The sequence below is a fragment of the Arthrobacter sp. 05L45_2 genome (assembly GCF_056397525.1).
This window is the reverse complement of sequence record NZ_JBFTNO010000121.1, coordinates 1-9,434: the sequence shown is the minus strand read 5'-3', so window position 1 is coordinate 9,434 and position 9,434 is coordinate 1. Positions and strand designations below refer to the sequence as shown.

Annotated in this window: 6 protein-coding genes; 5 read left to right on the top strand and 1 reads right to left on the bottom strand. The window is 68.7% G+C overall.

Going from position 1 to position 9,434, the window contains the following annotated elements:
• Positions 1–334: 334 nt before the first annotated feature.
• The 4 genes from lpdA to AC1DHD_RS10490 all read left to right on the top strand — a co-directional run bounded on the left by lpdA (position 335) and on the right by AC1DHD_RS10490 (position 4,681).
• Entirely contained in the window at positions 335–1,720 is a 1,386-nt protein-coding gene (gene lpdA / locus AC1DHD_RS10505) for a dihydrolipoyl dehydrogenase (RefSeq protein ID WP_476879662.1), read from the top strand.
• Between the two features lie 119 nt (positions 1,721–1,839).
• The gene (gene sucB, locus AC1DHD_RS10500; protein ID WP_476879661.1) at positions 1,840–3,606 is read left to right on the top strand and encodes a 2-oxoglutarate dehydrogenase, E2 component, dihydrolipoamide succinyltransferase; all 1,767 of its coding nucleotides are present in this window, start codon (positions 1,840–1,842) and stop codon (positions 3,604–3,606) included.
• 165 nt (positions 3,607–3,771) lie between these two features.
• Positions 3,772–4,122, top strand: coding sequence for a hypothetical protein (locus tag AC1DHD_RS10495; RefSeq protein ID WP_476879660.1), 351 nt, complete (start codon positions 3,772–3,774; stop codon positions 4,120–4,122).
• A gap of 130 nt (positions 4,123–4,252) precedes the next feature.
• Positions 4,253–4,681: an OsmC family protein gene (locus AC1DHD_RS10490; RefSeq protein ID WP_476879659.1), complete on the top strand. Its 429-nt coding sequence runs from the start codon at positions 4,253–4,255 to the stop codon at positions 4,679–4,681.
• Positions 4,682–4,751: 70 nt separating this feature from the next.
• On the opposite strand, the gene AC1DHD_RS10485 is transcribed toward AC1DHD_RS10490, so the two are convergent.
• Positions 4,752–8,354 (bottom strand): S41 family peptidase, encoded by a 3,603-nt coding sequence (locus AC1DHD_RS10485; protein ID WP_476879658.1) that lies wholly within the window; start codon positions 8,352–8,354, stop codon positions 4,752–4,754.
• 74 nt (positions 8,355–8,428) lie between these two features.
• On the opposite strand from AC1DHD_RS10485, the gene AC1DHD_RS10480 reads away from it, so the two are divergent.
• Positions 8,429–9,322: a TIGR01777 family oxidoreductase gene (locus tag AC1DHD_RS10480; RefSeq protein ID WP_476879663.1), complete on the top strand. Its 894-nt coding sequence runs from the start codon at positions 8,429–8,431 to the stop codon at positions 9,320–9,322.
• Positions 9,323–9,434 lie beyond the last annotated feature (112 nt).

The window sequence follows — 9,434 nt, the reverse complement described above, 5'->3', positions numbered from 1 at the left end:
GGGCACGGGCAGCACGGTCCGGACCCTGGTGGCTTACGTAGAGGACATCCTCGCCCGTACTGTCTAGTCCGCCACGCGGCGCTGTGGCGGCGGGAACTGATCCCCCCGCCACAGGGCCGCGTGACACTGGACACAAGCGCTCCACAAACGCCACAACAAGGTGGAGCATGTATTAGTGGTTCGCTAAGGTGAACCGTAGTTTCACAGCAAAGAGCTTCACAGAAGTAATTCCAAACGAAAGGGAACCAGCGCTGCTGGCATAATCGCGGCAGACAGGTTCCAAGACCAGATGATGCGTACTCTCGTGTCATCGTTCACGCGAGGGAGCGTTTTAGTGGCCGATCAGGCAACTGCGCAAGAATTCGACATCCTGGTACTCGGCGGCGGCAGCGGCGGCTACGCGACTGCGCTCCGCGCCGTCCAGCTTGGCCTTACCGTCGGCCTCATCGAAAAGGGGAAGCTCGGCGGCACCTGCCTGCACAACGGCTGCATCCCCACCAAGGCACTGCTGCACTCCGCGGAACTGGCCGACCACGCCCGTGATTCCGCCAAGTACGGCGTCAACGTGACCCTGGACAGCATCGACATCACCGCCGTCAACGCCTACAAGGACGGCATCATTGCCGGTAAGTTCAAGGGCCTCCAGRGACTTATCAAGGGCAAGAAGGGCATCACCGTCATTGAGGGTGAGGGCAAGCTCCAGGGCAACGACACCGTGGTCGTAAACGGCACCGCGTACAAGGGCAAGAACATTGTCCTCGCGACCGGCTCTTACTCCCGCACCCTGCCGGGCCTGGAAATCGGCGGCAAGGTCATCACCTCGGACGAAGCCCTCACCATGGACTTCATCCCCAAGAGCGCCATCATCCTCGGCGGCGGCGTCATTGGCGTCGAGTTCGCCTCGGTATGGAAGTCCTTCGGCGTCGATGTCACCATCGTCGAAGGCCTGCCCTCCCTCGTTCCGAACGAGGACGCCACCATCGTCAAGAACTTCGAGCGTGCCTTCAAGAAGCGCGGCATCAAGTTCTCCACGGGCGTCTTCTTCCAGGGCGTCGAGCAGAACGACGACGGCGTCAAGGTCACCCTTGTTGACGGCAAGACCTTCGAGGCCGACCTCATGCTGGTCGCCGTCGGACGCGGCCCCGTCACGGCCAACCTCGGCTACGAGGAAGCCGGGCTGACCATCGACCGCGGCTTCGTGATCACCAACGAGCGCCTGCACACCGGCGTCGGCAACATCTACGCCGTGGGCGACATCGTCCCGGGCGTCCAGCTTGCCCACCGCGGGTACCAGCAGGGCATCTTCGTCGCCGAGGAAATCGCCGGCCTCAAGCCGGTGGTGGTCGAGGACGKCAACATCCCCAAGGTCACCTACTCCGAACCGGAAATCGCGACCGTCGGGTACACCGAGAAGGCCGCCAAGGCCAAGTTCGGCGACGATCAGGTCGAGACCCAGGAATACAACCTGGCCGGCAACGGCAAGAGCTCCATCCTGGGCACCTCCGGCCTCGTCAAGCTGGTCCGCCAGAAGGACGGCCCCGTCGTCGGCGTCCACATGATCGGCGCCCGCATGGGTGAGCAGATCGGTGAAGCACAGCTGATCGTGAACTGGGAAGCCTACCCGGAGGACGTGGCCCAGCTGGTCCACGCCCACCCGACGCAGAACGAGTCCCTGGGCGAAGCCCACCTCGCCCTCGCCGGCAAGCCCCTGCACGGCTAACCCAGCCAGCACAAGCATTACCCCGTGCCTAGTGCACCCGGCCCGAAAGCCGGGTGCACTAGGCTCGAAGACACGGCAGCAACCATCCGCACTACATCAATAAGGAGAACGGGGACGACATGTCTGAATCCGTTAACTTGCCCGCCCTCGGTGAGAGCGTCACCGAAGGAACCGTCACCCGCTGGCTGAAGCAGGTCGGTGACCGGGTGGAAGTGGACGAGCCCCTGCTCGAAGTGTCCACCGACAAAGTAGACACCGAGATCCCCTCTCCGATCGCCGGCGTGATCGAGGAAATCCTCGTCGCCGAGGACGAGACCGCCGAAGTCGGCGCCCCGCTGGTGCGCATCGGTGACGGCTCGGGCTCCGCCGAAGCTGCCCCGGCCGCAGCTCCGGCCGCCGAAGAAGCACCCGCCGAGTCGCCCTCCGCTGCTGAAGCACCGGCCGCCGAAGCCGAAACCCCCGCTGAGGCTGCCCCGGCCGCCGAGGCCGCACCCGCGGCGGACGCCGCTCCGGCCGGCGAGGGCCACGAGGTCACCCTCCCCGCCCTTGGTGAAAGCGTCACCGAAGGAACCGTCACGCGCTGGCTCAAGAGCATCGGCGACACCGTCGAGGTCGACGAGCCCCTGCTCGAAGTCTCCACGGACAAGGTCGACACCGAGATCCCGTCCCCGGTCGCCGGCACCCTGCAGGAAATCCGCGTTGCCGAGGACGAGACGGCCGAGGTCGGTTCCGTCCTGGCCGTCATCGGCTCCGGTGCCGCGGCTCCGGCTGCCGCTCCGGCACCCGAAGCCCCCAAGGAAGCTCCCAAGCAGGAAGCACCCGCCGCTCCGGCTGCTGCTCCCGCCCCGGCCAAAGCCCCCAAGCAGGAAGCACCGGCTGCGCCGGCGCCGGCTCCGGCCGCAGCCCCGGCCCCCCAGCAGGAAGCCCCGAAGCAGGACGCCCCCGCGGCTTCCGCTGAGTCCGGCTACGTCACTCCCCTGGTCCGCAAGCTCGCCAACCAGCAGGGCGTGGACATCTCCTCGCTGACCGGCACCGGCGTCGGCGGCCGCATCCGCAAGCAGGACGTGCTCGCAGCGGCCGAGGCCAAGGCAGCCCCGGCTGCCGCCGCCGCACCGGCGGCTTCTTCCGCAGCACCGGCCGCGGCGTCGGCTGATGTTTCCTCGCTGCGCGGCACCGTGCAGAAGGCCCCGCGCATCCGCCAGGTCATCGCCCGCCGCATGCGCGAGTCGCTGGACMTCTCCACCCAGCTGACCCAGGTGCACGARGTGGACATGACCAAGGTCGCCAARCTGCGSGCCMRGGCCAAGAACTCCTTCCAGGCSCAGAACGGCTCSAAGCTGACCTTCCTGCCCTTCATYGCCAAGGCSGTCGCCGAGGCCCTGAAGCAGCACCCSAAGGTCAACGCCTCCTACGACGAGGACAAGCAGGAAATCACCTACCACAACGCCGAGCACCTGGCGATTGCGGTAGACACCGACAAGGGCCTGCTGGTCCCCGTCATCGCTGATGCCGGGAACCTGAACCTGGCCGGCCTGGCGGGCAAGATCGCCGACGTCGCGGACCGTACCCGCAACGGCAAGATCGGCCCGGACGAGCTCTCCGGCGGCACGTTCAGCATCACGAACATCGGCTCCGTCGGCGCCCTCTTCGACACCCCGATCATCAATCAGCCGCAGGTGGCCATCCTCGGCACCGGTGCGATCGTCAAGCGCGCCGTGGTGGTTTCCGATGAGAACGGTGACGACTCGATCGCCATCCGCTCGATGATGTACCTCTCCCTGACCTACGACCACCGCCTGGTGGACGGCGCCGACGCAGGACGCTTCCTGCAGACCCTCAAGGCCCGCCTTGAGGAAGGCGCCTTCGAAGCCGACCTCGGCCTCTAGCAGCAGGCAGTCCCCGGGTCCGGGGGCCACACAGTACCAACGGCGACGGCGGTGCGGGCAGCAGTGGGAAACCACCGCAACGCCCGCACCGCCGTCGCCGTTCTGCGTCCAACCCACCCGCCGGTCCTACTACGTTCCGTAGAAATCTCTGGTTAGACTGAAGCCATGAAAATTTTGTTCGACATCCTGGTCTTCCTGCACATCATCGGCGCGACCATGATCGTCGGCATCTGGATCGGCCAGATGAAGAAGCCCACCGTCCACCCCCGCCAATTCGATGGCGCCGTCCTGCAGCTGATCACCGGCATTGCCATGATGGGCCTAATCCCGGCCCTCGACATGGACGCGAACTACGCCAAACTCGGCGTGAAGTTCACGGTGGCCCTGGTCGTGGCCGTGCTGGCCTTCATCGGCCGCCGCAAGTACAAGAAGGACGAGCCGATCAGCAAGGGACTCGCCCACAGCGTCGGCGGACTGGCCCTGCTCAACATCGCGATCGCGACCCTCTGGCAGTAGCCTCCGCTTCTCCACCACGACGGCGGCGTACCCCACACGGGGTGCGTCGCCGTCGTCGTTAGCCCTAGGATGGACAAGGCAGGATCCGCCGCCAGGCAGGATCCTGATTCAACGACGCTGAGGAGTGGACATGGCAACGACACGCACCGCACACACTGTATGGAACGGCGACCTGATGTCGGGGGCGGGCAACACCACCCTGGACAGCTCGGGGCTGGGCAACTTCGACGTCACCTGGAAGGCGCGCGCCGAAGCCGCCGAGGGCAAGACCAGCCCGGAAGAACTGATCGCCGCCGCGCACTCGGCCTGTTTCTCCATGGCTTTCAGCCACGCCCTGGCCCAGGCCGGCCACACGCCGGAGGAAGTCAACACCAAGGCCGACGTCACCTTTGAGCCCGGCACGGGGATCACCGGAAGCCACCTGACCCTGAACGCACGCGTACCCGGCATCTCCGAGGACGAGTTCCAGCGCATCGCCGAGGAAGCCAAGACCGGCTGCCCGGTGTCGGCCGCCCTGACCGGCATCAAGATCAGCCTGGACGCGACGCTCGCTGCCTAGTCCTGGCCTGCCCTGCACGCACAACGGCCCCCGTCCGGAGATTCCGGACGGGGGCCGTTCTGCATACTGGCTAGTTGCCTGGCTGGCGGGCGGGAAGCGGGGCAGGCCGCACCCGGCGGTACCCTTCGCGCAGCGGCGGCCGGTCGGTCGGCAGCTCCTGGATCATTTCCTTTAGCGCCCCGATGCCGTACTCCAGCTGCGGATCGGCGCCCGCGGCGTAGGCGTGCGGCGGGAAGGCCACCTCAATGTCGGGAGCAACACCATAGTTCTCGACGCCCCAGCCCACGCCCCCGGTGAACCAGGTGGCGTAGCGGGGCTGGGTGACCCCGGTGCCGTCCGCGAGGGCGAACCGGTTGTCGATCCCGACGACGCCGCCCCAGGTGCGGGTGCCGATGACCGGTCCGATCCCGCGCAGCTTGGACACCTGGGTGATGATGTCCCCGTCGGAGCCGGCGAATTCGTCGGTGAGGATGATGACGGGTCCGCGCGGGGCGTGGTGCGGGTAGGTGCGCGGACGCTCGCCCCGGGGCATGCTCCAGCCGGTGACTTTGCGGCCGATCAGCTCGGCGACAAGCTGCGACGTGTGACCGCCCCGGTTCCGGCGGACGTCCACGATCAGGCCGTCCAGCGACGTTTCCGTGTCCAGGTCGCGGTGCAGCTGGGCCCAGCCGTTAGCCATCATGTCCGGGATATGCAGGTACCCGAAGGTGCCCTGCGAGGCTTCCCGCACAGTGCGCCGGTTGGAGGCGACCCATTCCTGGTAGCGCAGCCGTTCCTCGTCCTTGACGGGTACGACGGCGACGCGGCGCTGGTTGCCCGCCTGCGCGCCGTGGCCGGCGCCGTTGCGCAGGGTCAGCTCGACGGCCCGGCCGGCGGCGCCGGCCAGCTGCACGGCGGGCGTCAGGGACTCTGTCAACTCAACACCGTCGATGGCCAGCAGGACATCGCCGGCGCGGGCGTCGACGCCGGGCCGGGTCAGCGGTGAAGTCGCCAGCGGATCCGAAGACTCCCCCGCAAGGACGCGGGTGATCTCCCAGCCTCCGGCGGTGAAGGCGAGGTCGGCGCCGAGCCGGCCCTGGCCGTTGCTGCCGTTCTCCGTGACCATAACCGGGCGGACGTAGGCGTGTGAGGTTCCCAGTTCGCCGTGCAGTTCCCACAGCAGGTCCACGAGGTCATCGTGGGAGCCCAGCCGGTCCACGATCGGCCGGTACCGTGCGTGCACCGAGTCCCAGTCCTGGCCGGCCATGTCCTCGGTCCAGAAGAAGTCCCGCTGCAGGCGCCAGGCCTCGTCGAAGGCCTGGCCCCAGACGCTGACCGGGTCCAGCCGGACCCGGATGCGGGTCAGGTCGACCTTCACCAGCTGGCCGGCGTCCTCGTCGGCCTTCGAGGCCGACGGCGAGACGCGGATCTGCTTGTCCTGCACCAGGACAACCTTCTCGCCGTCGCCGGTCAGCCGGTAGCTGTCCAGCGCCTCGACGATGGTCGTGGTGCGGCGTTTGGCCAGGTCGAAGCGGACCAGGCTCGGTGCCGCATTTTTGTCTTCCAGGCTGGCGCGGCCGTCGCCGGTCACGCCGGCCAGCTCGTGGTCCAGCCACAGCAGGGCGCCGCCGGCGGCGGAGAGGTCCGTGTAGTTGCCCTGCGGCACGGGAACGCTGATGACGCGGTGCGCCAGGCCCTCGGCGTCGACCCGCACCCGGACGCGACTGTCAGTGCCGTTGGCGGCATCACCGTCGGCGTCGTCGCCGTTGGCGTCCCCGTCGGCGCCGGTCGTGGCGGCAGTGCCGGCCGTGTCGGGGAGGGCGACGCTCGGGCCGAACGGCGACGGCGTATCGGCGGCCAGGGCCACGAGGTAGGGCTTGATGGGGCTGGGGAAGGAGAGGTCGAAGGCGTGACCGTCGTAGACCGGGTCGAAACTGCGGTTGGACAGGAAGGCCAGGAACTTGCCGTCAGGGGTGAAGGCAGGCGATTCGTCGCGGAAGCGGCCGTCGGTGACGTCGATGATGGTCGGCTTGGACTTTTCACTGCCCGCCACGGCGTCCCCTGCTGCGGGTTCCGCGATCAGTGCCAGCCGGAGCCGGGTCCGCGATCCGAAGGAGGTGACGGGTTCGGCCCAGCCGAGCCACGCCGAGTCCGGCGACCAGCTGAAGCCGTCGATGCTGCCGTCGCCGATGCTGCTCAGCAGGGTGAGGGCACCGGTGCGGGTGTCCGCCAGGTAGATATCGCCGAAAGAGGTCCCGATGGCAATCCAGTTCCCGTCCGGGCTTGCCTCCATGGCGCTGGCACGGCTCGGCTTCGGGAAATCGATCCGGGTGAGCCCGGCCTCAGCGGCGTGTTCCTGGGCGGGTCCGGTTCCTGTCGCGGAGTCGTGGCCTGCACCGGGGACGGTGTCCGCGGTGCCGGCGGCTGGGGCGGCAGTGTCTGCTGGGGCGGCAGTCTCCGCCCGGGCGCTGGCCTCGGCGGGTCGGTTCAGGGCTGCTGCGGACACGGGGCGCGGCAGCGGCGTGCCGCCGTCGGCGTCGTGCCCGGCCTTGGCGGCGGAGTCCTGGGACGGCATCGGGGCAACTGCGCCGCGGATGCCTGCCACGGGGGCGGCGATGGCTTTCAGGTAGAGCGCCTCGATGCCGTCGTGGTCAGCAATGTATGCGATGCGCCCGGCTCCGAAGGGCCTCGGCAGCCTGGCGCGGACGCCCGGGGTGGCCTCAAGGATGCGCGACGGACCGTCCTTGTGCCGCAGCCAGTGCAGGGTGCCGTGCGCTTCAACTGCGCTGGCGTCGCCGGTACGGTCGGGGATGACATCGCCGAGGTGGCGGGACGGCTTCAGCGCGGCCGCGCGGCGTGCCTGCGAGGCGGAGCCCAGGGTGATGTCGAGCTTGACGGCCTCGGCGTCCAGTCCGGAGAGGAGCCAGAGTTCGCCGGCCGATTCGAACACCACGCGTTCGCCGTCGGTGGCCGCATGCCGGACGTAGAAGTCCTCGTGGTCCGTGTGGCGGCGGAGGTCGGTCCCGTTGGGCAGCACGGAGTACAGGTTGCCGTAGCCCTCATGGTCGGACAGGAAGGCGATCCGGCCGCGGACCCACATGGGGTCGGTGAGGTTGCCGTCGAGTTCGGCGGCGAGCCGCTCGAACTCGCCATTGCCGTCAGCGTCGATCCACAGCTTTCCTGCCGTTCCGCCGCGGTAGCGCTTCCACCAGGCCGGTTCACGGGAGAGGACGCTGGCCAGGACGACGGGGCGCTCATCGCCGACCACCGTGCCGTAGGCGACGGACTCGACCGGTCCGAATGGCAGTTCCTCGGCCCAGCCGCCGTCCACCGGCAGGCTGTAGGCGTTCGTCAGGCGGCTGTCCGCCTGCCGGAAGGCACTGGTGACCACAATGTCGCCGTCGGGCGTGAAGCCTTTGACCTTGGTGGAGGCGTGGCCGAAGTAGCTGAGCTGGCGGTATCCGCCGCCGTCGACGGCTGCGGTGACGACCTCCGGTGCCGTGCCCTGGACGACGGTCCAGACCAGGTGCTGGCCGTCGGGCGTGAAACGCGGGTTGCGGGCGGGAAGCTGGAGCGAGGAAACCCGCCAGGCGCGGCCGCCGTCGAGGGGCGCGATCCACACGTCGTCCTCGGCCACGAAGGTGACCAGATCGCCGTGAAGATGCGGGAAACGGAGGTAGCTCGAAGAGGTCATCGTTCGATCATAGTCAAAGAGCGCCGCGCCTCCGGGGAGGTTTCCCTGCCGTGCCGGGCATGGTGAGATGGATCATGCGCATCCTCATTGCCGGCGCCTCCGGGCTGATCGGAACCGCCCTGTCCAGCACCCTCCGCGAGCAGGGGCACGACGTCGCCAGCCTGGTTCGGCGGCCGCCGGCCTCCCCCGCTGAGTTCCAGTGGGATCCGGCTGCGGGGCGCATTGACGACACGGCGCTGCAGGGTGTGGACGCCGTCGTTAACCTTTCGGGCGCCGGCATCGGCGACCGGCCATGGACCCGGCGCCGGATCAATGAACTCAGCGCCTCCCGGCTGGGGCCGACGCGGACGCTGGCAGCCGCAATGGGCCGCACGGACACTCCCCCGCAGGTCTTCCTGAGCCAATCGGCCTCCGGGTACTACGGCACCGCCGGTTCAACGGTCCTGCGGGAAAACGCTCCCTCCGGGAGCGGGGTGCTGGCACGGATCTGCTCGGACTGGGAGGCCGCGGCCCACGAGGCGCCGGCGGGGGTTCGGGTGGTCACGCCCCGCACCGGGGTGGTCCTCAGCCGCAGCGGCGGAGCCCTCGGACGGCTGATGCCGCTGCTGCGCCTGGGCGTAGGCGGACCGCTGGGCTCCGGGCGGCAGTACTGGYCGTGGATCACACTCCCCGACGTGGCAGGCGCGTTCTCCTTCCTGCTGACCGCGCCGGTGGAGGGACCGGTCAACGTGTGTGCGCCCGAAGACGCGGACGTGAACTCCCTGATCGCGCGCCTGGCCGAGGCGCTGCACCGGCCGGCCCTGCTGCGTGTTCCGGCTCCGGTGCTGCGCCTGGTGATGGGCGAGCTGGCCAATGAACTCCTGCTCGCCAGCCAGCGGATGGAGCCTGCCGTCCTCGCGGAGGCCGGGTACCGGTGGCAGCACCCGTCGCTGGCCGAGGCAGCAGCCTGGGTGGCCGCCCGCGGTTAGCCCGGTGCGACTGGGAGGATCTCCTGGATCCGCCATTGTCCCTGCACCCGGACGAGCACCAGGCGCAAATGCTGCCCGACCGCTGCGGCGCCGTCGGCCACCACCGTCCCCG

What these genes read in the sequence shown, in the direction of transcription:
- AC1DHD_RS10495 (WP_476879660.1), top strand. Translation starts at nt 3,772, where the DNA reads ATGAAAATTTTGTTCGACATCCTGGTCTTCCTGCACATCATCGGCGCG.
- AC1DHD_RS10490 (WP_476879659.1), top strand. Translation starts at nt 4,253, where the DNA reads ATGGCAACGACACGCACCGCACACACTGTATGGAACGGCGACCTGATG.
- AC1DHD_RS10485 (WP_476879658.1), bottom strand. Translation starts at nt 8,354, where the DNA reads ATGACCTCTTCGAGCTACCTCCGTTTCCCGCATCTTCACGGCGATCTG.